This is a genomic window from Streptomyces sp. DSM 118878, assembly GCF_052936595.1.
On sequence record NZ_CP193622.1, the window covers coordinates 3386292 to 3409654 of the forward strand.

General features: G+C 70.3%; 19 protein-coding genes, 1 tRNA gene and 1 pseudogene. 14 read left to right on the forward strand and 7 right to left on the reverse strand.

What is annotated here, in order from left to right; genetic code table 11:
* Window positions 1–4: 4 nt before the first annotated feature.
* Both ACRAKF_RS14790 and ACRAKF_RS14795 read right to left on the reverse strand, forming a co-directional pair.
* Window positions 5–1162, reverse strand: coding sequence for an acyl-CoA dehydrogenase family protein (locus ACRAKF_RS14790; RefSeq protein WP_447037571.1), 1158 nt, complete (start codon window positions 1160–1162; stop codon window positions 5–7).
* A 96-nt stretch (window positions 1163–1258) separates the two neighbouring features.
* On the reverse strand, window positions 1259–1849 hold the full coding sequence (locus ACRAKF_RS14795) for an SACE_7040 family transcriptional regulator (protein WP_447037572.1): 591 nt from the start codon (window positions 1847–1849) through the stop codon (window positions 1259–1261).
* Between the two features lie 87 nt (window positions 1850–1936).
* Between ACRAKF_RS14795 and ACRAKF_RS14800 the strand changes: the two genes are divergently transcribed.
* The 5 genes from ACRAKF_RS14800 (at window position 1937) to ACRAKF_RS14820 (ending at window position 8913) form a co-directional block, all read left to right on the forward strand.
* On the forward strand, window positions 1937–3553 hold the full coding sequence (locus tag ACRAKF_RS14800; protein WP_447037573.1) for a carboxyl transferase domain-containing protein: 1617 nt from the start codon (window positions 1937–1939) through the stop codon (window positions 3551–3553).
* 73 nt (window positions 3554–3626) lie between these two features.
* Window positions 3627–5585 carry an ATP-binding protein gene (locus tag ACRAKF_RS14805; protein ID WP_447037574.1) on the forward strand — a complete coding sequence of 653 codons (1959 nt, stop codon included), beginning with the start codon at window positions 3627–3629 and terminating at the stop codon, window positions 5583–5585.
* Entirely contained in the window at window positions 5582–6538 is a 957-nt protein-coding gene (locus tag ACRAKF_RS14810; RefSeq protein WP_447037576.1) for a hydroxymethylglutaryl-CoA lyase, read from the forward strand. The genes ACRAKF_RS14805 and ACRAKF_RS14810 overlap by 4 nt, the downstream gene beginning before the upstream one ends.
* A 7-nt stretch (window positions 6539–6545) precedes the next feature.
* Window positions 6546–7700 carry an acyl-CoA dehydrogenase family protein gene (locus ACRAKF_RS14815; RefSeq protein WP_447037577.1) on the forward strand — a complete coding sequence of 385 codons (1155 nt, stop codon included), beginning with the start codon at window positions 6546–6548 and terminating at the stop codon, window positions 7698–7700.
* A 151-nt stretch (window positions 7701–7851) separates the two neighbouring features.
* Window positions 7852–8913, forward strand: a complete 1062-nt coding sequence (locus tag ACRAKF_RS14820) for an ABC transporter substrate-binding protein (protein ID WP_447037579.1) — start codon at window positions 7852–7854, stop codon at window positions 8911–8913.
* Window positions 8914–8988: 75 nt separating this feature from the next.
* On the opposite strand, the gene ACRAKF_RS14825 is transcribed toward ACRAKF_RS14820, so the two are convergent.
* Complete coding sequence (locus ACRAKF_RS14825; protein ID WP_447037581.1) at window positions 8989–10599, reverse strand: beta-N-acetylhexosaminidase; 1611 nt, start codon at window positions 10597–10599, stop codon at window positions 8989–8991.
* A 145-nt stretch (window positions 10600–10744) separates the two neighbouring features.
* On the opposite strand from ACRAKF_RS14825, the gene ACRAKF_RS14830 reads away from it, so the two are divergent.
* The 3 genes from ACRAKF_RS14830 (at window position 10745) to glmS (ending at window position 13807) form a co-directional block, all read left to right on the forward strand.
* The gene (locus tag ACRAKF_RS14830; protein WP_447037583.1) at window positions 10745–11635 is read left to right on the forward strand and encodes a DUF4429 domain-containing protein; all 891 of its coding nucleotides are present in this window, start codon (window positions 10745–10747) and stop codon (window positions 11633–11635) included.
* An 86-nt stretch (window positions 11636–11721) separates the two neighbouring features.
* Complete coding sequence (locus tag ACRAKF_RS14835) at window positions 11722–11979, forward strand: hypothetical protein (protein ID WP_447037585.1); 258 nt, start codon at window positions 11722–11724, stop codon at window positions 11977–11979.
* 10 nt (window positions 11980–11989) lie between these two features.
* Complete coding sequence (gene glmS, locus ACRAKF_RS14840) at window positions 11990–13807, forward strand: glutamine--fructose-6-phosphate transaminase (isomerizing) (protein WP_447037587.1); 1818 nt, start codon at window positions 11990–11992, stop codon at window positions 13805–13807.
* 258 nt (window positions 13808–14065) lie between these two features.
* On the opposite strand, the gene ACRAKF_RS14845 is transcribed toward glmS, so the two are convergent.
* On the reverse strand, window positions 14066–14590 hold the full coding sequence (locus ACRAKF_RS14845; protein WP_447037589.1) for a universal stress protein: 525 nt from the start codon (window positions 14588–14590) through the stop codon (window positions 14066–14068).
* A gap of 364 nt (window positions 14591–14954) precedes the next feature.
* Here ACRAKF_RS14845 and ACRAKF_RS14850 point away from each other — a divergent pair, with 364 nt between their 5' ends.
* The 4 genes and pseudogenes from ACRAKF_RS14850 (at window position 14955) to ACRAKF_RS14865 (ending at window position 17762) form a co-directional block, all read left to right on the forward strand.
* Complete coding sequence (locus ACRAKF_RS14850; RefSeq protein WP_447037591.1) at window positions 14955–15344, forward strand: hypothetical protein; 390 nt, start codon at window positions 14955–14957, stop codon at window positions 15342–15344.
* Between the two features lie 396 nt (window positions 15345–15740).
* Window positions 15741–16965 (forward strand): annotated as a pseudogene (locus tag ACRAKF_RS14855) (helix-turn-helix domain-containing protein).
* A gap of 10 nt (window positions 16966–16975) precedes the next feature.
* Window positions 16976–17578 (forward strand): oligoribonuclease, encoded by a 603-nt coding sequence (gene orn, locus ACRAKF_RS14860; RefSeq protein WP_447037593.1) that lies wholly within the window; start codon window positions 16976–16978, stop codon window positions 17576–17578.
* A 111-nt stretch (window positions 17579–17689) separates the two neighbouring features.
* Window positions 17690–17762, forward strand: a tRNA-His gene (locus ACRAKF_RS14865).
* A 146-nt stretch (window positions 17763–17908) separates the two neighbouring features.
* Here the strand turns inward: ACRAKF_RS14865 and ACRAKF_RS14870 are convergent.
* Window positions 17909–18484 carry an NUDIX hydrolase gene (locus tag ACRAKF_RS14870; protein WP_447037595.1) on the reverse strand — a complete coding sequence of 192 codons (576 nt, stop codon included), beginning with the start codon at window positions 18482–18484 and terminating at the stop codon, window positions 17909–17911.
* A 4-nt stretch (window positions 18485–18488) separates the two neighbouring features.
* A complete protein-coding gene (locus ACRAKF_RS14875; RefSeq protein ID WP_447037596.1) occupies window positions 18489–19820 on the reverse strand; it encodes a transcriptional regulator in 1332 nt (443 codons plus the stop codon).
* A 129-nt stretch (window positions 19821–19949) separates the two neighbouring features.
* On the opposite strand from ACRAKF_RS14875, the gene ACRAKF_RS14880 reads away from it, so the two are divergent.
* Entirely contained in the window at window positions 19950–20438 is a 489-nt protein-coding gene (locus ACRAKF_RS14880) for a hypothetical protein (RefSeq protein WP_447037597.1), read from the forward strand.
* A gap of 250 nt (window positions 20439–20688) precedes the next feature.
* On the opposite strand, the gene ACRAKF_RS14885 is transcribed toward ACRAKF_RS14880, so the two are convergent.
* On the reverse strand, window positions 20689–21744 hold the full coding sequence (locus ACRAKF_RS14885) for a LacI family DNA-binding transcriptional regulator (protein ID WP_447037599.1): 1056 nt from the start codon (window positions 21742–21744) through the stop codon (window positions 20689–20691).
* A 301-nt stretch (window positions 21745–22045) separates the two neighbouring features.
* Here ACRAKF_RS14885 and ACRAKF_RS14890 point away from each other — a divergent pair, with 301 nt between their 5' ends.
* Window positions 22046–23359 (forward strand): ABC transporter substrate-binding protein, encoded by a 1314-nt coding sequence (locus ACRAKF_RS14890; protein ID WP_447037601.1) that lies wholly within the window; start codon window positions 22046–22048, stop codon window positions 23357–23359.
* Window positions 23360–23363: the final 4 nt, after the last annotated feature.

Sequence of the window (23363 nt, forward strand, 5' to 3'; positions counted from 1 at the left end):
GGTTCTACAGCCCCATGTTCTTGGCGATGATCATCTTCATGACCTCGCTGGTGCCGCCGTAGATGCGGTTGACGCGGTTGTCCGCGTACAGGCGGGCGATGGGGTACTCGTTCATGAAGCCGTAGCCGCCGTGGAGCTGGAGGCACTTGTCGATGACGCGGTGGGCGACCTCGGTGGTGAACAGCTTCGCGGAGGCGGCCTCGGCGGCGGTCAGCTCACCCGCGTCCAGGGCTTCGAGGGCGCGGTCGACGACGGCCTCGGCGGCGTCCACCTCGGCCTGGCAGGCGGCCAGCTCGAACTTGGTGTTCTGGAAGGAGGCGACCGTCTTGCCGAAGACCGTGCGGTCCTGGACGTACTCCTTGGCGAACCGGACGGCGGCCTTGGCCTGCGCGTAGGCGCCGTAGGCGATGCCCCAGCGCTCGGAGGGCAGGTTGCTGCCGAGGTAGTAGAAGCCCTTGTTCTCCTCGCCGAGGAGGTCCTCGACGGGGACCTTGACGTCGACGAAGGCCAGCTCGGCGGTGTCGGAGGTCTTCAGGCCGAGCTTGTCGAGCTTGCGGCCGATGGAGTAGCCCTCGGACTTGGTGTCGACGGCGAAGAGGGAGATGCCGAAGCGGCGGTCCTCGGCGGTGGGCGCGGAGGTGCGGGCGCAGACGATCACGCGGTCGGCGTGGACGCCGCCGGTGATGAAGGTCTTGGAGCCGTTCAGGACGTAGTGCGTGCCGTCCTCGGAGAGCTTGGCGGTGCTCTTCATGCCCGCGAGGTCGGAGCCGGTGCCCGGCTCGGTCATCGCCAGGGCCCACATCTCCTCGGCGGAGACGAACTTCTCCAGGTAGCGCTTCTTCTGCTCGTCGGTGGCGAGCGCCTTGATGTAGGGCAGGGCGAGCAGCACGTGCACGCCGGAGCCGCCGAAGGAGACACCCGCGCGGGCGGTCTCCTCGTACTGGATGGCCTCGAACTTGTGGGTGTCCAGGCCGGCGCCGCCGAACTCCTCGGGGACGTTGATCCCGAAGAGGCCCAGCTCGGCGAGCTTGTAGTAGAACTCGCGCGGCACCTGGCCCGCGGCGAACCACTCCTCGTGGACCGGGACGACCTCGGCCTCGATGAAGGCGCGCAGGGTCTCCCGGAACGCCTCGTGGTCCTCATCGAAAACGGTACGGCGCACGGAGTACTCCCTCTGCCTGCATCTCTGCCTACATCGACTAAGCGCTTGCTCAGAAGCAGGTTACCCGGCGGTCACCAGAGCGTCCAGAGACGCACGTCACTCGGCCGCGGCCTCGAACGCCCCGCGCGCCAGGCGATGCAGCAGCCCCGCCATGCCCTCGCGGCTCGGCAGCGCGTCGCGGCGGCTCAGGTGCGGGGTGGAGTTCAGCAGCCCGAAGACGGCGTGCACGGAGACCCGGGCGGCGTTCTCGGCGAGGCCCGGATAGACCTTGCGCACCACGTCGACCCAGATCTCCACGTACTGCCGCTGGAGCTGGCGGACCAGCTTGCGGTCGCTCTCGCGCAGGCGGTCGAGCTCGCGGTCGTGCAGCGTGATCAGGGAGCGGTCGTCGAGGGCGAAGTCGATGTGCCCCGCGATCAGCGCGTCGAGGACCCGCTCCGAGGAGCCTTCCGTGTCGCTCACGCACCGCTTGCCGCCCGTCAGGAGCTGCCCGCTGATGCCGACGAGCAGCTCGGCGAGCATCGCGTCCTTGCCCGCGAAGTGCCGGTAGAGGCCGGGGCCGCTGATGCCGACGGCGGCGCCTATCTCGTCGACGCCGACGCCGTGGAAGCCGCGCTCGGCGAAGAGCCGGGCGGCCTCCTTGAGGATCTGCTCGCGCCGGGTGGGGGCGTCGGTTCTCGTGGCCATGGAATTGATTCTAGACACGGCGGTTAGCGCTCGTTAACCTGAAGCGAACGCGTTAACGCTCATTAACCGGGCAAGGGGGCTCGACTGATGCGGCAGGCACCAGTGCTGACCACCGCGGCTGATCCCGCGTCGGAGGCATGGCGGGCGAACGAGGCGGCGCACACCGCCCTCGTCGACGAGCTGCGGGCCAGGCTCGCGACGGCCAGGCTCGGCGGCGGCGAGCGGGCGCGGGCCCGGCATGTGGCGCGCGGAAAACTGCTGCCCAGGGACCGCGTGGACACGCTCCTCGACCCGGGCTCCCCCTTCCTTGAGCTGGCGCCCCTGGCGGCGGAGGGGTTGTACGGCGGGGACGCCCCGGCGGCCGGTGTCATCGCGGGGATCGGCAGGGTCTCGGGCCGCGAGTGCGTGATCGTCGCCAATGACGCCACCGTCAAGGGCGGCACGTATTACCCCATGACGGTCAAGAAGCACCTGCGCGCCCAGGAAGTGGCGCTGGAGAACCGCCTCCCCTGCCTCTACCTTGTCGACTCGGGCGGCGCCTTCCTGCCCATGCAGGACGACGTATTCCCCGACCGCGAGCACTTCGGCCGGATCTTCTACAACCAGGCGCGCATGTCGGGCGCCGGCATCCCGCAGATCGCCGCGGTCCTCGGCTCCTGCACGGCGGGCGGGGCGTATGTCCCGGCGATGAGCGACGAGGCGGTGATCGTGCGCGAGCAGGGCACGATCTTCCTCGGCGGCCCGCCGCTGGTGAAGGCGGCCACCGGCGAGGTCGTGACGGCCGAGGAGCTGGGCGGCGGCGCGGTCCACTCGCGCACCTCCGGGGTGACCGACCACCTCGCCGAGGACGACGCGCACGCCCTGCGGATCGTGCGCACCATCGTCTCGACCCTCCCCGAGCGCGGCGCGCCGCCGTGGCCGGTGCGGCCGGTGGAGGAGCCCAAGGTCGACCCCCTGGGGTTGTACGGCGCGGTGCCGACGGACTCCCGCACCCCCTATGACGTCCGCGAAGTCATCGCGCGCGTGGTCGACGGCTCCCGCTTCGCCGAGTTCAAGGCGGAGTACGGCACGACGCTGATCACCGGCTTCGCGCACATCCACGGCCACCCGGTCGGCATCGTCGCGAACAACGGCATCCTGTTCTCGGAGTCCGCCCAGAAGGGCGCCCACTTCATCGAGCTCTGCGACCAGCGCGGCATCCCCCTGGTCTTCCTCCAGAACATCTCCGGCTTCATGGTCGGCAGGGACTATGAGGCGGGCGGCATCGCCAAGCACGGCGCGAAGATGGTGACCGCCGTGGCCTGCACGCGCGTGCCGAAGCTGACGGTCGTGGTCGGCGGTTCGTACGGCGCGGGCAACTACTCCATGTGCGGCCGGGCCTACAGCCCCCGCTTCCTGTGGATGTGGCCGAACGCCAAGATCTCCGTGATGGGCGGCGAGCAGGCCGCGTCCGTCCTCGCCACGGTCAAGCGCGACCAGCTGGAGGCCCGCGGCGAGCAGTGGGCGGCCGAGGACGAAGAGGCCTTCAAGGACCCGATCCGCACGCAGTACGAACAGCAGGGCAATGCCTACTACGCCACGGCCAGGCTCTGGGACGACGGCGTGATCGACCCGCTGGAGACCCGGCAGGTCCTCGGCCTCGCGCTGACCGCGTGCGCCGGGGCACCGCTCGGCGAGCCCGGCTTCGGCGTCTTCCGGATGTGAGGGGCGGACGATGAGCGACTTCCGGCCGAAGACCAGCACGGTCTTGCAGGGGACCACCTCGGGGAGAGGGAACATGTTCGACACGGTGCTCGTCGCCAACCGCGGCGAGATCGCGGTCCGCGTCATCCGCACCCTGCGGACGCTCGGCGTCCGCTCGGTCGCCGTCTTCAGCGACGCGGACGCGGACGCCCGCCATGTGCGCGAGGCGGACACGGCCGTACGGATCGGCCCGGCCCCGGCGGCCGAGAGCTATCTGTCGATCGAGCGCATCCTGGAGGCCGCGGCCGGCTCCGGCGCCCAGGCGGTGCACCCGGGCTATGGATTCCTCGCGGAGAACGCCGCGTTCGCGCGGGCGTGCGCCGACGCCGGGCTCACCTTCATCGGCCCGCCCGCCTCGGCGATCGAGCTGATGGGCGACAAGATCCGCGCCAAGGAGACGGTGCGGGCGGCCGGTGTGCCTGTCGTCCCCGGCTCCTCAGGGAGCGGCCTGACCGATGCCGAACTGGCCGCGTCGGCCCGCGAGATCGGCACCCCGGTGCTGCTCAAGCCGAGCGCGGGCGGCGGCGGCAAGGGCATGCGCCTGGTGCGGGACGAGGCCCTGCTCGCCGAGGAGATCGCGGCGGCCCGGCGCGAGGCCCGCGCCTCCTTCGGCGACGACACACTCCTGGTGGAGCGGTGGATCGACCGCCCCCGGCACATCGAAATCCAGGTCCTCGCGGACGGCCGGGGGAACGTGATCCACCTGGCCGAGCGCGAGTGCTCGCTGCAGCGCCGCCACCAGAAGATCATCGAGGAGGCGCCCAGCGTCCTCCTGGACGAGGCCACGCGCGCGGCGATGGGCGAGGCGGCGGTCCAGGCCGCCCGCTCCTGCGGGTACTCGGGCGCGGGCACGGTGGAGTTCATCGTCCCCGGCAAGGACCCGTCCTCGTACTACTTCATGGAGATGAACACCCGCCTCCAGGTGGAGCACCCCGTCACCGAGCTGATCGCCGGGGTCGACCTGGTGGAGTGGCAGCTCCGGGTGGCCGCGGGCGAGCGACTGCCGTTCGAGCAGGGCGACATCACCCTCATCGGGCATGCCGTGGAGGCCCGTGTCTGCGCGGAGGACCCGGCCCGCGGGTTCCTGCCCTCGGGCGGCACGGTCCTCTCCCTGCACGAGCCGCAGGGCGAGGGCGTGCGCACCGACTCCGGGCTGAGCGAGGGCACCGAGGTCGGCAGCCTCTACGACCCGATGCTCTCCAAGGTCATCGCCTACGCCCCCGACCGCGCGACGGCCCTGCGCAAGCTGCGCGCCGCCCTCGCCGAGACGGTCACCCTCGGCGTCCCGACCAACGCGGGCTTCCTGCGCAGACTCCTCGCCCACCCCGCGGTGGCCGCGGGCGACCTCGACACCGGCCTCGTCGAGCGCGAAGCGGACTCCCTGGTCCCGCAGGGCGTGCCCGAGGAGGTGTACGAGGCGGCGGCCGCCGTGCGCGAAGCGGCACTGGCGCCTTCGGGCGACGGCTGGACGGACCCCTTCTCGGTGCCCAGCGGCTGGCGCCTCGGCGGCACCCCGAAACCCGTGACGTACTGGTTCAAGGCAGCGGGACACGAACCCGTCACTCACCGGCTCGGCAGCGGCGCCCGCACCGTCACACCGGACCGCGTCTCGGTCACCGTGGACGGCACCCGGCACACGTTCCACCGCGCGGGCGACTGGCTCGGCCGGGAAGGGGACGCCTGGCAGGTGCGGGACCACGACCCCGTCGAGGCGAGCCTGACCGGCGCCGCGCACGCGGGGGCCGACGCGCTCACCGCACCCATGCCGGGCACCGTCACGGTCGTGAAGGTGACCGCCGGCGACCGGGTGAGCGCCGGCCAGAGCCTCCTCGTGGTCGAGGCGATGAAGATGGAGCACGTCATCTCCGCCCCGCACGCGGGCACCGTCACCGAGCTGGACGTCACCCCGGGTTCGACGGTCGCCATGGACCAGGTCCTCGCCGTGGTCGAGCCGGACGAGGCACCCGCCACCACCCCGGAGGAGGCACGATGAGCGCCGCAGGGCTGCCCATGACCGTTCCGGCCGACGGGCTGCCGGCCCGGGTGCGCATCCACGAGGTCGGCGCGCGCGACGGCCTTCAGAACGAGCAGTCGGTCGTCCCCACGGAGGTCAAGGCGGAGTTCGTGCACCGCCTGGCCGACGCGGGCCTGACCACCATCGAGGCGACCAGCTTCGTCCACCCCAAGTGGGTGCCCCAACTGGCCGACGCGGAGCGCTTGTTCCCGCTCCTGGACGACCTCCGGGGTGACCCCCGGGGCATCCACCTGCCGGTCCTCGTGCCGAACGAACGCGGCCTGGAGCGCGCCACCGCCCTCGGCGCGGACCGCGTGGCCGTCTTCGCCAGCGCCACCGAGTCCTTCGCCAAGGCCAACCTCAACCGCACGGTGGACGAGGCCCTCGCGATGTTCGCCCCGGTGGTCTCCCGCGCCAAGGAGCGGGACATGCACGTCCGCGGCTATCTCTCGATGTGCTTCGGCGACCCCTGGGAGGGGCCGGTCGAGGTCGGCCAGGTCGTCCGGGTCTGCCGGGCCCTGCTCGACCTGGGCTGCGACGAACTGAGCCTCGGCGACACCATCGGCGTGGCCACGCCGGGCCATGTCACCGCCCTGCTCACCGCGTTGAACGAGGCACAGGTCCCCACGGACCGCGTCGGCGTCCACTTCCACGACACGTACGGCCAGGCGCTCGCCAACACCCTGACGGCGCTGCGCCACGGCGTGACCACGGTGGACGCCTCCGCCGGCGGCCTCGGCGGCTGCCCGTACGCGAAGAGCGCCACCGGAAACCTCGCCACCGAAGACCTCGTCTGGATGCTGCGAGGACTCGGCATCGAGACCGGCGTCGACCTGGGCCGTCTCAGCGCCACCAGCGCCTGGATGGCCGGCCGGCTGGGCCGGCCGAGCCCGTCACGTACCGTCCGCGCCCTGACCCCCCAGGAGCAGTGAGTAAACGATGGACCACCGTCTGAGCCCTGAGCTCGAAGAACTCCGCCGCACCGTCGAGGCGTTCGCCCACGACGTCGTCGCCCCCAAGATCGGCGACTTCTACGAACGGCACGAGTTCCCCTACGAGATCGTCCGCGAGATGGGCCGCATGGGCCTGTTCGGCCTGCCCTTCCCCGAGGAGTACGGCGGGATGGGCGGGGACTATTTCGCGCTCGGCGTCGCCCTGGAGGAGCTCGCCCGCGTCGACTCCTCCGTCGCGATCACCCTGGAGGCGGGCGTCTCGCTCGGCGCCATGCCACTGCATCTGTTCGGCACGGAGGAGCAGAAGCGGCAGTGGCTGCCGCGCATGTGCTCGGGCGAGATCCTCGGCGCCTTCGGCCTCACCGAGCCGGACGGCGGCTCGGACGCCGGCGGCACCCGCACGACGGCCGTGCGGGACGGCGACGACTGGGTGATCAACGGCTCGAAGTGCTTCATCACCAACTCCGGTACGGACATCACGGGCCTGGTCACGGTCACCGCCGTCACCGGCCGCAAGGACGACGGCCGCCCCCTGATCTCCTCGATCATCGTGCCGTCCGGGACACCGGGCTTCACGGTCGCCGCGCCGTACTCGAAGGTCGGGTGGAACGCCTCGGACACGCGTGAGCTGTCCTTCTCCGACGTCCGCGTCCCCGCCGCGAACCTGCTCGGCGAGGAGGGCCGCGGGTACGCGCAGTTCCTGCGCATCCTCGACGAGGGCCGCGTCGCGATCTCCGCGCTCGCCACCGGGCTCGCCCAGGGCTGCGTGGACGAGTCCGTGAAGTACGCCAGGGAGCGGCACGCCTTCGGCCGGCCGATCGGGGCGAACCAGGCCATCCAGTTCAAGCTCGCCGACATGGAGATGCGGGCGCACATGGCCCGCGTCGGGTGGTACGACGCGGCTTCGCGCATGGTCGCCGGGGAGCCGTTCAAGAAGGAGGCGGCGATCGCCAAGCTCTACTCCTCGACGGTGGCCGTGGACAACGCGCGAGAGGCCACGCAGATCCACGGCGGATACGGCTTCATGAACGAGTACCCCGTGGCCAGGATGTGGCGCGACTCCAAGATCCTGGAGATCGGCGAGGGCACCAGCGAGGTGCAGCGGATGCTGATCGCGAGGGAGCTGGGTTTCGCGGGCTGAGCACCGGCAAGGCGGGGCAGGGCGTCGCCGGGCCCAGCAGGACGTGACGCGGGATGCGAGGGCCACTTGACCAAGTGAGCTTAGGCTAACCTAAGCTTCACTTCCGGCCAGTGGTCCCGCCACCGCACCGTCACGAAAGCAGAGACGCCCCATGCCCCACTCCCGCCGTCCCCGACCGTCCGCTCCGTCCCGCCGCGGCGTGCTCGCCGCCGGTGGCGCCCTCGGCCTCACCGCCGTCCTGGCGGCCTGCGGCGACGAGAAGAAGGCCGACGGCGCCGGCAAGAGCGGGGGCGGTGCGGGCAAGGGCGGCCCCTGGAGCTTCAAGGACGACCGCGGGACGACGGCGAAGCGCGACGCGACCCCGAAGAGCATCGTGGCGTTCACGGGTGTCGCCGCGGCCCTGTTCGACTACGGCATCGAGGTCAAGGGCGTCTTCGGCCCGACGAAGACCAAGGACGGCAAGGCCGACGTCCAGGCCGGCGACATGGACGTCGACAAGCTGACGGTCCTCGGCAACGCATGGGGCCGGTTCAGCATCGAGAAGTACGCGAGCCTCGCCCCCGACGTGCTGATCTCCACGATGTTCGACGACCGTGGCACCCTCTGGTACGTCCCCGAGGAGAGCAAGGACAAGATCGTGGAGCTGGCCCCCAGCGTCGGCATCAGCGTCTACGACCGCCAGTTGACCCACCCCCTCCAGCGCATCCAGGCCCTCGCCGAGTCCCTTGGCGCGGACGTGAAGGCGGACAAGGTCGTCAAGGCGAAGAAGCGCTTCGAGGAGGCGTCCGGGCGGTTGCGCGAGGTGGCCAAGGCGCACAAGGACATCAAGGTCCTGGTCGGCTCCGCGAGCCAGGAGCTGTTCTACGTCTCGGGCTCGAACCTCTCCGTCGACCTGGAGTACTTCAAGGCCCTCGGTGTGCACATCATCGAGCCGCCGGAGCGGGCCAAGAAGGACTCCGGCGGCTGGTTCGAGAACCTGAGCTGGGAGAACGTCGACACGTACGACGCGGACATCATCATGATGGACAACCGCACCTCCGCGCTCCAGCCGGCCGACCTCGACAAGTCCAAGCCGACCTGGCGGAAGCTGCCCGCGGTCAGGGCCGGGCAGGTCGTCCCGCGCGTCACCGAGCCGATCTTCTCGTACGACAAGTGCGCGCCGATCCTGGAGGACCTCGCGGACGCGATCGAGAAGGCCAAGAAGCTGACGTAGCCCTTCGCGAGCCGCGGGGCTCCCGAGACGGTCCTCGGGAGCCCCGCTCCTGACCGAACGATCCCTATGTCCCGCCTACTTGGCGGGCCACGGCACCTGCGGTGACTTGTAGTAGTCGATGCCGAGCGCGTCCCAGCGCGGGGCCTGCGCGGCGAGCCGCGTCCTGTACGCGTCCCAGTCGTGCGTGGCCGCGGGCGACCAGCCGAGCTCGGCGATCCCGGGCAGCCGCGGGAACGCCATGTAGTCGAGGTGCGCGGAGGTCGACAGCGTCTCCGTCCACAGCGGCGCCTCGACACCGAGGACCGCGTCCGCGGGCGCGCCCTGGAGGTAGGTGCCCGGGTCCCAGTCGTAGGAGCGCTGAACCTCGACGAGGCCCGCCCAGGAGAGGCCGAGCGGCGTGTCCTTGGTGTACTTGTGGTCGAGGTAGGAGCGGTCGGCCGGCGAGAGGACCAGCTTGGTGCCGTTCTTCGCGGCGTTCACGACCTGCTCGCGCTCGGCGGCGCCGGTCCTGTCGTAACCCCAGTACTGGGCGACGGCACCCTCGGCGGGTTCGGCCCCCGTGAGCTGGTGCCAGCCCATCACCTTCTTGCCGTACTTGGCGACCACCGGCTGCACCTTGTCCATGAACGCGACGAAGTCCTCGTGGCTGGTGGAGTGCGCCTCGTCGCCGCCGATGTGGAGGTACTCGCCGGGCGTCATGGCGGCCAGCTCACGGATCACGTCGTCCACGAAGTCGTACGTGACGTCCTTCTTCACGCACAGCGAGCTGAAGCCGACCGCGGTGCCGGTGTAGAGCGGCGGGGCCACGCCGTCGCAGTTCAGCTCGGCGTACGAGGCGAGCGCGGCGTTGGTGTGCCCCGGCATGTCTATCTCGGGCACGACCTCCATGTACCGCGAGGAGGCGTAGGCCACGATCTCCTTGTACTGGGCCTTCGTGTAGTAGCCGCCCTTGCCGCCGCCGACCTGCGTGGAGCCGCCGTACGTCGCGAGGCGCGGCCAGGAGTCGATGGCGATGCGCCAGCCCTGGTCGTCGCTGAGGTGCAGGTGCAGCTTGTTCATCTTGTACAGGGACGCCTGGTCGATGTAGCGCTTGACCTGGTCGACGGTGAAGAAGTGCCGCGAGACGTCGAGCATCGTGGAGCGGTAGCCGTAGCGCGGCGTGTCCTTGATGGTGCCGCCCGCGATCCGCCAGGGGCCGCGCTGCTTCGTCTTCTTCTCCACGGCGGCGGGCAGTTGCTGCCGGATCGTCTGGACGCCGTGGAAGAGACCGGCGCCGGACCAGGAGGTGATGGTGAGGGAGCCGCGCGCCGAGATGACCCGGTACCCCTCGTTGCCGAGGGCCTTGTTCGCCGGATCGGCGCTGATGCGCAGCCGGATGCCGTCGCCGCCCTCGCCGCTGGTGACGGGCAGCTTGTAGCCGGTGGAGGGCCGCAGCACCTTGGCGAGGTACTCGCCGACGCGGCGCTCCTCGGGGTTGCCGCCGACGCGGATGCGCGTCTTGGCGGTGATCTCGTATCCGGCGCCGCCCGCCTCCGCCTTCAGGGGGGCGGGCACCACCTCGCCGAGCGGGGTGACGGAGGGCCGGGCCGCCTCGGGGGCGGGAGCGGCGGCGAAGGAGGAGATCCCGACGGCCGCCACGAGCAGCAGCGAGCCGAGCAGGCGGGTCGATTTGTGGTGCGTTCTCACCAGCGGGTCCCTTCGACGAAGTGTCAGTGAAGGTGTCGCAACTGTGGTGCATCGCAATCGAACGGTCCCCATTGGTAACCCCGGGTCCACAAGGGGTCAAGGGGTATAGACCATGTGTCCGAGGAGTCGGTGCGAGAATCCCGGCATGGCGGAAATCATCCAGCGTGACGGGACCTGGACCTTCGACGGAGAGATGCTGCGCCTCGTGCCCGGCCACGACAAGAACGTGTCGCTGCTGCGCAAGACCCTCGGCGAACTGGCCGTACCGCTGGAGGCGTTGGCGGGCATCGCCTTCGAACAGGGCAAGAAGGCGGGGCGGTTGCGGCTGCGCCTGCGGGACGGCGCCGACCCGCTTCTCCAGGCGACGGGCGGGCAGCTCCCGGACGCCTCGGACCCGTATCAGCTCACCGTGGAGCCGGACCGGTACGGGGTCGCGGAGTACCTGGTCGACGAGGTGCGCAACGCCCATCTGATCGAACAGGTGCCGGCCACCCCCTGCGAGGCCTACCTCATGGCGAGCCCGTCCGTACCGCTCTCCGTCTCGGCCGGGGACGGCACCGCGAGCTTCGACGGGGACCAGGTGCGCCTGGAGTGGAACTGGAAGACCGACGAGGCGAAGTCGGCGGCCGGCACCAGGTCCCTGGCGCTCGCCGACATCGCGGCGGTGGAGTGGCAGCCCTCGGTCGGCCTGGAGAACGGCTGCCTCCGCTTCATCGTGAGGAACGCCCCTACCAAGGCCCCGCCGAAGTACGACCCGAACGCGGTGGAGCTCTGGGGCTTCAAGAAGGACCCGCTGATGGCCCTGGTCGCCGCCGCCGTCCAGGCCCGCCTCCCGCACCCCCTGGCCCCCGCTCCCCCGGCGGCCCCGGAGAACACCTCGCCCGTCACCGCCAAGGCCCTCGCCCCCGCGCCCCCGGCCGACGACCACGACGCCCTGCTGCGCCGCCTGCGTGAGCTGGGCGAGCTGCACCAGTCGGGGATCTTGACCGACGAGGAGTTCGCCACGGCCAAGCAGGCCGTCCTCCGCCGTATGTGAGCCTCCCATGGCCCATTCCGGCGCCCGCGTGCCCGATTCCGGGCAGGATTCTTGCGAAAGCCGTGGAGATCCCCCAGGATCATCGAATGCACGACGAACTGGTGGACCACCTCACCCGCAGCACCCCGCTCCAGCGGGGTGAAGCGCTGCGGGTCATCCAGGACGTGCTCGCCTACTTCGACGAGACGACCGAAGAGTTCGTCCGTCGCCGCCACCGCGAACTTCAGAGTCAGGGCCTGCTGAACGCGGCGATCTTCGAACGGATCTCGGCGGATCTCGGATACCGCGCGGTCGCGCCGCCCGAGCTCACGCTCAGGCAGTTGCGCCGCATCATCTACGGCTAGGAAACCCTCTATGTGCGGAATCGTCGGATACATCGGCAAGCGTGACGTCGCCCCGCTCCTCCTCGAAGGCCTCCAGCGCCTGGAGTACCGCGGCTACGACTCCGCGGGCATCGCCGTCACCAGCCCCAAGGCCTCCGGCCTGAAAATGGTGAAGGCCAAGGGCCGCGTGCGTGACCTGGAGGCCCGGGTCCCGGCGCGCTTCAAGGGCACGACCGGCATCGCCCACACCCGCTGGGCCACCCATGGCGCCCCCTCCGACGAGAACGCCCACCCGCACCTGTCCCAGGACGACAAGGTCGCCGTCGTCCACAACGGCATCATCGACAACGCCTCCGAGCTGCGCGCCAAGCTCACCGCCGACGGCGTCGAGTTCCTCTCCGAGACGGACACCGAGGTCCTCACCCACCTCATCGCCCGCTCCCAGGCGGACACCCTGGAGGAGAAGGTCCGCGAGGCCCTGCGGCACATCGAGGGCACGTACGGCATCGCCGTCCTGCACGCCGACTTCAACGACCGCATCGTCGTCGCCCGCAACGGCTCCCCGGTCGTCCTCGGCATCGGCGAGAAGGAGATGTTCGTCGCCTCGGACGTCGCCGCGCTCGTCTCCCACACCCGCCAGGTCATCACCCTCGACGACGGCGAGATGGCCACCATCAAGGCGGACGACTACCGCACGTACACCACCGAGGGCTCGCGCACGACGGCCTCGCCGACCACCGTGGAGTGGGAGGCCGAGTCGTACGACATGGGCGGCCACGACACGTACATGCACAAGGAGATCTTCGAGCAGCCCGACGCGGTGGACCGCGTCCTGCGCGGCCGCATCGACGACCGCTTCTCCACCGTGCACCTCGGCGGCCTCAACCTCGACGCGCACGACACCCGCAAGGTGCGCCGCGTCAAGATCCTCGGCTGCGGCACCTCGTACCACGCGGGCATGATCGGCGCCCAGATGATCGAGGAGCTGGCCCGCATCCCCGCCGACGCGGAGCCGGCGAGCGAGTTCCGCTACCGCAACGCGGTCGTGGACCCCGACACCCTCTACGTCGCCGTCTCGCAGTCCGGCGAGACCTACGACGTCCTCGCCGCCGTCCAGGAGCTCAAGCGCAAGGGCGCCCGCGTCCTCGGCGTGGTCAACGTCGTCGGCTCCGCCATCGCGCGCGAGGCGGACGCGGGCGTGTACGTCCACGCGGGCCCGGAGGTCTGCGTGGTCTCCACCAAGTGCTTCACCAACACGACCGTCGCCTTCGCCCTGCTCGCCCTGCACCTGGGCCGCATCCGTGACCTGTCGGCCGCCGACGGCAAGCGGATCATCGAGGGGCTGCGCAAGCTGCCCGGTCAGATCTCGGAGATCCTCAAGCGCGAGGACGAGATCAAGGAGATCGCCAAGAGCTACGCCGAGGCCCGCTCGATGCTCTTCATCGGGCGCGTGCGCGGCTACCCCGTGGCCCGTGAGGCCTCCCTCAAGCTCAAGGAGGTCTCCTACATCCACGCCGAGGCCTACCCCGCGTCCGAGCTGAAGCACGGCCCGCTCGCCCTCATCGAGCCCGCCCTGCCGACCGTCGCGATCGTCCCGGACGACGACCTCCTGGAGAAGAACCGCGCCGCCCTGGAGGAGATCAAGGCCCGCAGCGGCAAGATCCTCGCGGTCGCGCACCAGGAGCAGGAGAAGGCCGACCAGACGATCGTCGTGCCGAAGAACGAGAACGAGCTGGACCCGATCCTGATGGGCATCCCGCTGCAACTCCTCGCCTACCACACGGCCCTGGCGCTCGGCCGGGACATCGACAAGCCGCGCAACCTGGCGAAGTCCGTGACCGTGGAGTAGTCGCCCCCACGAAACGAACGGCTCCCACGAAATGAACGGCTCCCCGCGCGTGCCACCAGCACGCGGGGAGCCGTTCCTCAAGGGCCGAGGTCGCCCATTACCCCGACCCGCGCCCGCATCGACCGGTAGCCGTCACCCCCGGCCGGCAGGGCGGTGTGCCGGCGACCTTTATGTACCCTTCAGCGGCCCGTCCGGCACCTCTACGCACAAGTAGATTTATCTGCTCCGAAGCGGCCGTCCCCCGACGGCGGCCCGCCGCTACGGGATGACGATGACCGGCCGCTGCGCACGCCGCGCGAGGCGGCCCGCGACGGAGCCGAAGATGCGCCCGACGATGCCGTGCGTGGAGCCGACGACGATCGCGTCCGCGCTGTACTCGTGGCCGACCTCCTCCAGCTCGTGGCAGATGTCGCCGCCGCGCTCGACGAGGATCCAGGGCACCTCGGCGAGATAGTCCGCGCAGGCCAGCTCCAGGCCGAGCACCTCGGTGCGGTGGTCGGGCACGTCCACGAAGACCGGGGGCTCACAGCCGGCCCACACCGTGGTGGGCAGCCGGTTGGCGACGTGGACGATGATCAGGCCCGAGCCGGAGCGGTGGGCCATCCCGACCGCGTAGGCGAGGGCCCGCTCACTGGAGGTCGAGCCGTCGAAGCCGACGACGACACCGTGCCGGAAGGCCGGATCGCAGGGATGACGTGGTTCTTCCGCCGCCTGGGGGGTCGCCGTGGGATCGGCGACCTGCCGCTTGCGGTCCGCTGGTTCGGAGAATTCGTGACCGGCCATGGGTGTCTCGGCGAAGGAGTCCTCTGTGGGAGGGTCGGCTTTCGGGTGGTGCGAGGTGGTGCGAGGATCAGGACCTGGAGGTCGTCCGGGAATCATCTTCCCAATGCCATACCCCCAAGGGTACGGCGGCACTCCTCTCCTGCCCAGAGCCCGCGAAGGGCCGGTAAAGGCCCTTTGCCGGGCCGTGCACAGGGCCCTCCCGGCGTTCACCGGAGCATGCATGAGCCTCGCCCGTATGGCAATGGTTGCTGCCACGTACAGGCGGTTTGCCCACCCGTCCGGAGTCCGCCCGGATGGCTCACCAGTGACCACCCGCCCGACCGCGCGTTGTACCCCTGTCCGCCACCGCCAGAGGGAGCACGCCGTGCCTGGATCCTCGTCCGCGTCCGCACTCTCCTCCCGCGCCCCGTCTTCACCCGAGCAAGCCGCGCCGCGCGGCTCGCGCGCCCGGCGGCCGAGCGGCGCGCCGCAGCAGGACTCGGCGAGCGACGTGGTCCGCTGGGCCGCGTTCAGCTGCGTCCTGGTTCCCGTCGTCCTCGTGGGGTACGGGATCTCGATGGCCGGGGCGGGCGGCGCCGCGCTCGGCCTCGCGGCCGTCACCGGAGTCTGCCGGGTGCTGCTCCGGCAGTCCGAGCGGTGTGCCGCGCGACTGCTTGCAGAACAGAACACCGCACATCGCGGACGGCACGGGAGAACGGCCTCGGGAGCACACCGGGGCATGCGTCACGGCGTCGGCAACGTACCCGTCGACTGACGTATTCGCACACACGATCCCGTAGCTTTTCAGCCAACTTCCCGGGGTCCCGCGTACCTTGCCGAAAGGGGTCTCCAACCCCCCGTTGACCAGGGCTGAAAGGAGCCCCGAGGGCGTGCGCACCCTACGGGGACCGGCCATGGAGCGGAGGCGCACTTCCCAGTACGGCCAACGAGTGCAACGCTTCGTGATCGAATGCTTCACGCCAAGTTGCCATGTCGACATTCTGCCGGGTGCTGAACTGGTCACCCCGGTGGCACGGGACGCAGTAGATTCGATCTTGACTGTATTACGGCGGGGGACTGGTGGAGGACCGAGGGGAAACGTGCAGCAGCGACAGGCCAAGCAAGCACGTCAAGAACAGGGAGCCGCGACGACCGAGGGGGGTTTAGCAGCATGAGTCACGACTCCACTGCCGCGCCGGAGACCACGGCTCGGAAGCTGTCCGGGCGTCGCCGCCGGGAGATCGTAGCGGTGCTGCTCTTCAGCGGTGGACCCATCTTCGAGAGTTCCATACCGCTCTCCGTCTTCGGCATCGACCGGCAGGACGCAGGCGTGCCCCGCTACCGGCTGCTCGTGTGCGCCGGCGAGGACGGCCCGCTGCGGACCACCGGCGGGCTCGAACTCACCGCGCCGCACGGCCTGGAGGCGATCGGACGGGCGGGCACCGTCGTCGTACCGGCCTGGCGGTCGATCACGTCACCGCCGCCGCCGGAGGCGCTCGACGCGCTGCGCCGCGCGCACGAGGAGGGAGCCCGCATCGTCGGGCTCTGCACCGGCGCGTTCGTGCTCGCCGCGGCAGGGCTGCTCGACGGCCGCCCGGCGACCACCCACTGGATGTACGCGCCGACGCTCGCGAAGCGCTACCCGTCCGTCCACGTGGACCCGCGGGAGCTGTTCGTCGACGACGGGGACGTCCTGACGAGCGCCGGGACCGCGGCCGGAATCGATCTCTGTCTGCACATCGTGCGCACGGATCACGGCAACGAGGCGGCGGGCGCGCTCGCCCGCAGGCTCGTGGTGCCGCCGCGCAGGGCCGGCGGTCAGGAGCGCTACCTCGACAGGTCTTTACCCGAGGAGATCGGCGCCGACCCGCTCGCCGAGGTCGTCGCCTGGGCCCTGGAGCACCTCCACGAGCAGTTCGACGTGGAGACGCTCGCCGCGCGCGTACATGAGCAGGCGGACCTTCGACCGCAGGTTCCGCTCGCTCACCGGAAGCGCGCCGTTGCAGTGGCTGATCACCCAGCGGGTGCTTCAGGCGCAGCGGCTCCTGGAGACCTCGGACTACTCCGTCGACGAGGTCGCGGGCCGCTGCGGCTTCCGCTCGCCGGTGGCGCTGCGGGGTCACTTCCGGCGCCAGCTCGGCTCGTCACCCGCCGCCTACCGTGCCGCCTACCGCGCCCGCAGGCCGCAGGGCGAGCGGGCCCTGGAGGCCGCCTCGGCGGCGCAGGCGGTGCCGACGCTGGTGGAGGCGGGCCCCGTGCCCTCCCAGTCCCGGCGCACGGCCGCCGCGAGCGCGCTCGGCCCCTCGGCCTCGGTGCCCACCGAGATCGGCAGGCCGGGCTCGGACGTCTACGCTCCAGGTCGCACGCCACTGCCCGGCCAGAGGAGTGCGCCGTAGGGTAAGACGCATGAACGACCGCATGGTGTGGATCGACTGCGAGATGACCGGGCTCTCGTTGACGGACGACGCACTTATCGAGGTGGCCGCACTGGTCACCGACTCGGAACTGAACGTGCTCGGCGAAGGGGTGGACATCGTGATCCGCCCGCCGGACGCGGCGCTGGAGACCATGCCCGAGGTGGTGCGCACCATGCACACCGCCTCGGGGCTCCTCGACGAGCTGGCCGGCGGCACGACGCCGGCCGACGCCGAGGAGCAGGTCTTGGCGTATGTACGTGAGCACGTCAAGGAGCCGCGGAAGGCTCCGCTGTGCGGGAACTCGGTCGGCACCGACCGCGGTTTCCTCGCGCGGGACATGCGGACGCTGGAGGAGTATCTCCACTACCGCATCGTCGACGTCTCCTCCATCAAGGAGCTGGCCCGGCGCTGGTACCCCCGGGCGTACTACAACAGCCCGGACAAGAGCGGCAACCACCGCGCGCTCGCCGACATCCGCGAGTCCATCGCCGAGCTCCGCTACTACCGCGAGGCGGTCTTCGTCCCGCAGCCGGGACCGGACTCGGAGACCGCGAGGACGATCGCGGCGAAGTACGTCATGCCCGCGGAGTAGCCGCCCGCGAAAGCCCTGTGTACGGGGTCCGGGAAACGTGTGCGCGAGCACCCCTTCGGACCCTGTACACTTTTTCTCGGCCGGTCGGAAGAGCAACAAAGACCGGACATGGTGGGTGTAGCTCAGTTGGTAGAGCACCTGGTTGTGGTCCAGGTGGCCGCGGGTTCAAGTCCCGTCACTCACCCTGAAGAATCAAGGGCTGATCTGTGAAAACAGGTCAGCCCTTCTTCTTGCCCAAATCCTTGAGCACCCGACGAGCGCCGCGGCGACCAGGTCGAGCAGCTCGGCTACGGCCGGGCAGGGCGCTTTCGTCATGTCGTGACGCGGCGGCTACACGCCACGCAACCGCGCAAGCATGAGCAGCGCGGCGACCGCGTTCGCCGAGCGCACCTCGCCGCGCGCGATCAACTCGGGCACCTCGGCGAGCGGTACCCACTCGCGCCGCGCCGACTCGAAATGATCGACGGGCAGGTCCCGGACCTGCTCGGCCGAGTCAGACCAGTACACCCGGTGATGCGAGGTCGAGATCCCCGGCATCGGATCGACGGCGAGGAGTGGCCGCATCGGGCCCGGCCGCCACCCGGTCTCCTCCTCGAACTCCCGCGCCGCGGCCACCGCCGGATCCTCGCCCGCGCCGGTACCGCCCGACGGGAGTTCCCACCCCCACGCGCCCGTGATGAAACGGTGGCGCCACAGCAGCAGCGCCTCGTTCTCGTCGTTGACGACGGTGGCCACGGCCACGGGACGTAGGCGGATCACGGTGTGATCAAGGTGTCGGCCATCGGGCAGTTCAACGTCGGCCATGTTCACCTGTGCCCACCGGTTCTCGTACACGGTGCGTTCGCCGAGGTTCCGCCACACTGACACGCTGCTCCTTCCGCCGGGGACTGCACCATCCGACCACATGCACCTACAGGGGAATGCGAAGAGTGTCGTCGAGACGCCTGACGATTTCGCGCGCCGTGCGGCTGCGCGTGGCGGCGAGGTTACGCCGGACGCCGGCGAGACGGTCGTACAGGCGGTGGGACTCCATGCCCCGCACGGTGTCGAGCATCTGCTCTGAGGTGCCTGCGGCCCGGTCGATCTCGCCCGCTCTCAGCTCACAGTCGGCAAGCGTGGCCAGCCGGTGCACCCGGCCGCGCTCGTGCGCCTGGATGGCGACAGCCTCCGCGGCGTACTGCTGCGCGGGGCCGGTGTCACCGAGGCGCATGAGGGTGTCGGCGAGCGAGGTTTCCAGCAGCCCCGGTTGCACGTACCCGGTCTCCGCGGGCTCCTCGTCGGGGCGGATCAGCCCGGCCGCGGTCTCCGCCGCCTGCATGGCCCGGTGCGCACCCGCCTGGTCTCCCATCCGCGCGAATGCCTTCGCCTGCATCGAGTGCAGATCGCAGGTGAGAGCCGGACTAATGGCCCGCCCGGCGGTCCGCAGCCCCGCCTCGGCGAACGCGACCGCCTGCCGGTGGTCGCCGAGGTAGATCGCGTGATTGACCAGCAGCGCGATCACGTATCCGCCGAAGGCCCGGTCACCGCTCGCCTTCGCCAGACGGAGCGCCTGGTGGTAGTAGCGTTGCGCGAGACCCTGTGCGTTCGAGTCGTACGCGCAGATCCCGGCGATCGCCGCGAGACCCCCGACCGCCCGATGCAACTCGCGGCCGGTGCCGTCGGAGTACGTGCCGCGCAGCAGAGGCGCGGCGTCCTGCACCAAGTAGCGCACCACACGACCGCGTACGGCGACCCCACCCGCCTTGCGGTACATCTGCTCATAGTGCGCGCGAGCCGTGCGCAACTGCTGCACGTCGGGCAACCCGACGCGGACCGTGCCCCGGCTGGAGACGTCTACGTCGTCAGGCGGGTTCTCCCACTCCCACACAGGACCCACCGCGGGCAGACCGGTGAGGACGGGGACCTGCTGCAGCTCCTCGCGCTGCTGATGATCACCCCGCCAGAGGGCCGTGGCCTTCCCGATGAATCCGTCGAGCGGAATTCCGGGCGCCGCGGGCCCCGCGCCCATGCCGATGTCGTCGAGTGTCAGGGTGCGCTCCACGCGTCGACCGAGCACGTCGGCGATGAGATCGGGCACTGTCCCGCGCGGTCGTTCGCCCCGGAGCCAGCGGATCACCGAGCTGTGGTCGTAATGCATTCGCTTCCCTCGTGCCGCTCCGGCCTCGTTGACCCGCGTGGCCAGTCCCACGCGAGACATGCCGGATTCATGCAGGAGCGCATCGAGCAAACTGTTTGGCTCCATGGCCCACCTTCGTCACTGGTAGTGCACAGAGAGTAGCGCCATACGGTTCACACACTGTGTGGACCGACCAATGCCGGTGCCCGGGCGCGCACACTTCCCGGCGCGCTGAGCAGCGGCAACTGTTACCGCATGGGCACCACACAGGCAGACACCGACGTGATCAGCAACTGGCTGGCGCATACGCAGGGCAACCCGGCGCACGCCTGGGATGAGTGGGAGGCGAACGGGGTCGCGCTGCTCCCGCTCGGCCGCCGGTTCGACACCGTCCGCATTCCCGAGGCACTCGTGCACGCGGCCCTGGGCGCCACCGCCCCTAGGGAGGTCGCCGCGCTGCTCGCACAGCACCTCGGCGGACCGGTGATCTACGACGGCCGCACCATGGGCGGCACTTACTACGCCCTCATGCGGCCCCGCTTGGCGCGAGGCTGGAAGCACCAGGAGCAGGCACCCCTGTTGAGTGACGGCACGTTCCTCGGGGTGCCCCGACTCGATCGCACGGAGCCACCCGGCACGCACTGGGTGGTGCCGCCGGCGTTCGAGGGCGACCTCTGCTCCCCGAGATGGGTGGCCGCGTTCATCGCCGCCGCTCGGGACGCCGGTGAGGGAGCCGGGCTGTGATGCCGTTCAGCGGAGCCTCGACTGCACCGCCTGCGCGACCGGGGACTGTCAGGAGGGTGCTCGCATGCGTCGCGCGTTCCGAGCTGTGCAGACCGTCGTACGAGCGGCACTCTCCGCGCTGCCCCGCAACGGCCGGCCTGCGCAGGACGCTTCCCCGCCTGGAGCTCCCGTACCTGTGGGGGTGGGCGGGTGACCAGGCGCAGGCCCGCGACCTGGCGGCTCGCGCCCCTAGCGCCGCCCCCCGGCAAAGTCAGGAAGAGGCCCGTTCCACCAGCTGGGTCGGGAGGACGAGCTGGCGCCGTTCGAGGCGGCGGGCGGCGAACGGGCGGCTGTCCGCGATCTCGGCGAGCAGCAGGTCGATCATGGCCCGCCCCATCTCCTCGATCGGCTGGCGCACGCTCGTCAGCGGCGGGTCCATGTGGCGGGCGATCGCCGAGTCGTCGAAGCCGACGAGCGCCACGTCGTCGGGTATGCGGCGGCCCGCGTCCCGCAGCGCCTGCCGGGCGCCCGCGGCCATCACGTCGGAGCCCGCGAAGACCGCGTCGATGCCGGGGTGGGCTTCGAGGAGCTCCGCCATCGCGCGCCGGCCGCCCTCCTCCGTGAAGTCGCCCGGCGCGACCAGCCGCTCGTCCACCGGGCGGCCGGCGTCAAGGAGCGCGGCGCGGTAGCCGTCGAGGCGGCGCTGGGCGCCGTACACGTCGAGGCGGCCGGTGATCGTCGCTATGGACGTACGCCCCCGGGAGAGCAGGTGCTCCACGGCCGAGCACGCCCCGGCGAAGTTGTCGGAGTCGACCGAGGGCAGCGGCTCGTCGGCCGACCTGCGGCCGCTGATCACGGCGGGGATCTCCAGCTGGGAGAGGAGGTCGGGCAGCGGGTCGTCGGCGTGCACGGAGACCAGGAGCACCCCGTCGACGCGGTGGGCCGCCAAATACTGGGCCAGGCGCTGGCGCCGCTGGTCGCTGCCCGCGAAGATCAGCAGGAGCTGCATCTCGGTCTCGCTGAGCTCGGCGCCGACCCCGCGCAGGACGTCGGAGAAGTACGGCTCGGCGAAGAAGCGGGTCTCGGGCTCGGGCACGACCAGGGCGATGGCGTCCGTGCGGTTGGCGGCGAGGGCGCGGGCGGCGGTGTTCGGTACGTAGCCCAGCTCGGCCACCGCGGCCTCCACGGCGCTGCGGGTCGCCTCGCTCACCCGCGGCGAGCCGTTGATCACGCGGGAGACCGTCCCACGGCCGACGCCCGCCCGCGCGGCGACCTCTTCCAGAGTGGGCCGTCCGCCGCTACGGCCACGCGCTGCGTGAGCTGCCATTTCCGCCTCCCGTCGCCATTCCCCCGGCCAGGAATGTAACAGCCGGATCTCCACCGGGCCGCCGCGCCGAAATCGCGCGCTTCCTGTAACGGCCCGATAACCGAAGGCATATCTCCGCGTCCGGTCTCTTGACACCCCCGTCCGAAGCCACGAGTCTTCAACTCATCACCTGTGGGAGCGCTCCCACACTACCTGACACGTAAATAACCCGCACGTTCCCCGCCCGAGCCGCAGCGTGAACCGACGGGCTCAGCAGTCCAGTTGGCCGGGGGGTCGGCACGTCAGGCAACAGGAGGACGTAATGCTCAGCAATTTCCGCCGGTCCCGGCGGCTGGTGGCCTACGCGGCCGTGACCGCGCTGGCCACGAGCCTGCTCGCCGCTTGTTCCAGTGATGACGAAGGCGGTTCAGCGGGCAGCGACGGCAAGATCACGCTGAACGTCGGCACGTTCGGCGTGCTGGGCCTGAAGCAGGCCGGGCTCTACGAGGAGTACGAGAAGGCGCACCCGAACATCACGATCAAAGAGAACGTGATCGAGCGGAACGACGCCTACTACCCGAAGCTGCTCACCCAGCTCCAGTCCGGCGCCGGCGTCAACGACGTGGCGGCCATCGAGGTCAGCAACATCACCGAGGTGGTGAAGACCCAGGGCGCCAAGTTCGAGGACCTGAGCAAGGCCAAGGGCGTCGACAAGTCGACGTACCTGGACTGGAAGTGGGACCAGGGCACCACCGAGGACGGCAAGACGATCGGCCTCGGCGTCGACATCGGCCCGACCGCCCTCTGCTACCGCAAGGACCTCTTCAAGAAGGCCGGTCTGCCCACCGACCGCGAGGAGCTCGCCAAGGCGTGGTCCGGCGACTGGGACAAGTACGTCGAGCTCGGCGAGAAGTACATGAAGAAGGCGCCCGACGGCACGAAGTTCGTCGACTCCGCCTCCAGTGTCTACAACGCCGTCTTCGCCGGTGCCACCGAGCGGTATTACGACAAGAGCGGCGAGGAGATCTACGAGAAGAGCCAGGGCCGCAAGGACGCCTGGGACGCGGCGATGAAGGTCGCCAAGGGCGACATGTCGGCCAAGCTCAAGCAGTTCGACCCGACGTGGGACCAGGGCTTCGCCAACGCCAAGTTCGCCTCCGTGGCGTGCCCCGCCTGGATGGCCGGGTACATCCAGGAGAAGACGGGTCCGGAGGGCAAGGGCCAGTGGGACATGGCCAAGGCGCCCAAGGAGGGCAACTGGGGCGGAACGTTCCTCGGTGTGCCGAGCGCCGGCAAGCACAAGAAGGAGGCGACCGAGCTCGCCGTGTGGCTGACGCAGCCCGAGCAGCTCTCGAAGGTCTTCGCCAAGCAGGCCAGCTTCCCCTCCACCCCGTCGGCGTACGACTCGCTGAAGCCCTCGCCCGCGACCAAGGCGTACTTCAACAACGCGCCCATCACGAAGATCTACGGCGACATCGCCAAGAACATCCCCTCGGTCATCTACGGCCTCAAGGACGCCCAGATCGGCCAGTCCATCACGGACATCGGTGTGCTCCAGGTGGAGCAGCAGGGCAAGTCTCCCGCGGAGGGCTGGGAGGCGGCCCAGAATGAGATCAAGGACGTTCTGGGACAGTGACCCC

What these genes read in the sequence shown, in the direction of transcription:
- ACRAKF_RS14795 (WP_447037572.1), bottom strand. Translation starts at nt 1,849, where the DNA reads ATGGCCACGAGAACCGACGCCCCCACCCGGCGCGAGCAGATCCTCAAG.
- ACRAKF_RS14800 (WP_447037573.1), top strand. Translation starts at nt 1,937, where the DNA reads ATGCGGCAGGCACCAGTGCTGACCACCGCGGCTGATCCCGCGTCGGAG.
- ACRAKF_RS14805 (WP_447037574.1), top strand. Translation starts at nt 3,627, where the DNA reads ATGTTCGACACGGTGCTCGTCGCCAACCGCGGCGAGATCGCGGTCCGC.
- ACRAKF_RS14810 (WP_447037576.1), top strand. Translation starts at nt 5,582, where the DNA reads ATGAGCGCCGCAGGGCTGCCCATGACCGTTCCGGCCGACGGGCTGCCG.
- ACRAKF_RS14815 (WP_447037577.1), top strand. Translation starts at nt 6,546, where the DNA reads ATGGACCACCGTCTGAGCCCTGAGCTCGAAGAACTCCGCCGCACCGTC.
- ACRAKF_RS14820 (WP_447037579.1), top strand. Translation starts at nt 7,852, where the DNA reads ATGCCCCACTCCCGCCGTCCCCGACCGTCCGCTCCGTCCCGCCGCGGC.
- ACRAKF_RS14830 (WP_447037583.1), top strand. Translation starts at nt 10,745, where the DNA reads ATGGCGGAAATCATCCAGCGTGACGGGACCTGGACCTTCGACGGAGAG.
- ACRAKF_RS14835 (WP_447037585.1), top strand. Translation starts at nt 11,722, where the DNA reads ATGCACGACGAACTGGTGGACCACCTCACCCGCAGCACCCCGCTCCAG.
- glmS (WP_447037587.1), top strand. Translation starts at nt 11,990, where the DNA reads ATGTGCGGAATCGTCGGATACATCGGCAAGCGTGACGTCGCCCCGCTC.
- ACRAKF_RS14845 (WP_447037589.1), bottom strand. Translation starts at nt 14,590, where the DNA reads ATGGCCGGTCACGAATTCTCCGAACCAGCGGACCGCAAGCGGCAGGTC.
- orn (WP_447037593.1), top strand. Translation starts at nt 16,976, where the DNA reads ATGAACGACCGCATGGTGTGGATCGACTGCGAGATGACCGGGCTCTCG.
- ACRAKF_RS14870 (WP_447037595.1), bottom strand. Translation starts at nt 18,484, where the DNA reads ATGTGGTCGGATGGTGCAGTCCCCGGCGGAAGGAGCAGCGTGTCAGTG.
- ACRAKF_RS14875 (WP_447037596.1), bottom strand. Translation starts at nt 19,820, where the DNA reads ATGGAGCCAAACAGTTTGCTCGATGCGCTCCTGCATGAATCCGGCATG.
- ACRAKF_RS14880 (WP_447037597.1), top strand. Translation starts at nt 19,950, where the DNA reads ATGGGCACCACACAGGCAGACACCGACGTGATCAGCAACTGGCTGGCG.
- ACRAKF_RS14885 (WP_447037599.1), bottom strand. Translation starts at nt 21,744, where the DNA reads ATGGCAGCTCACGCAGCGCGTGGCCGTAGCGGCGGACGGCCCACTCTG.
- ACRAKF_RS14890 (WP_447037601.1), top strand. Translation starts at nt 22,046, where the DNA reads ATGCTCAGCAATTTCCGCCGGTCCCGGCGGCTGGTGGCCTACGCGGCC.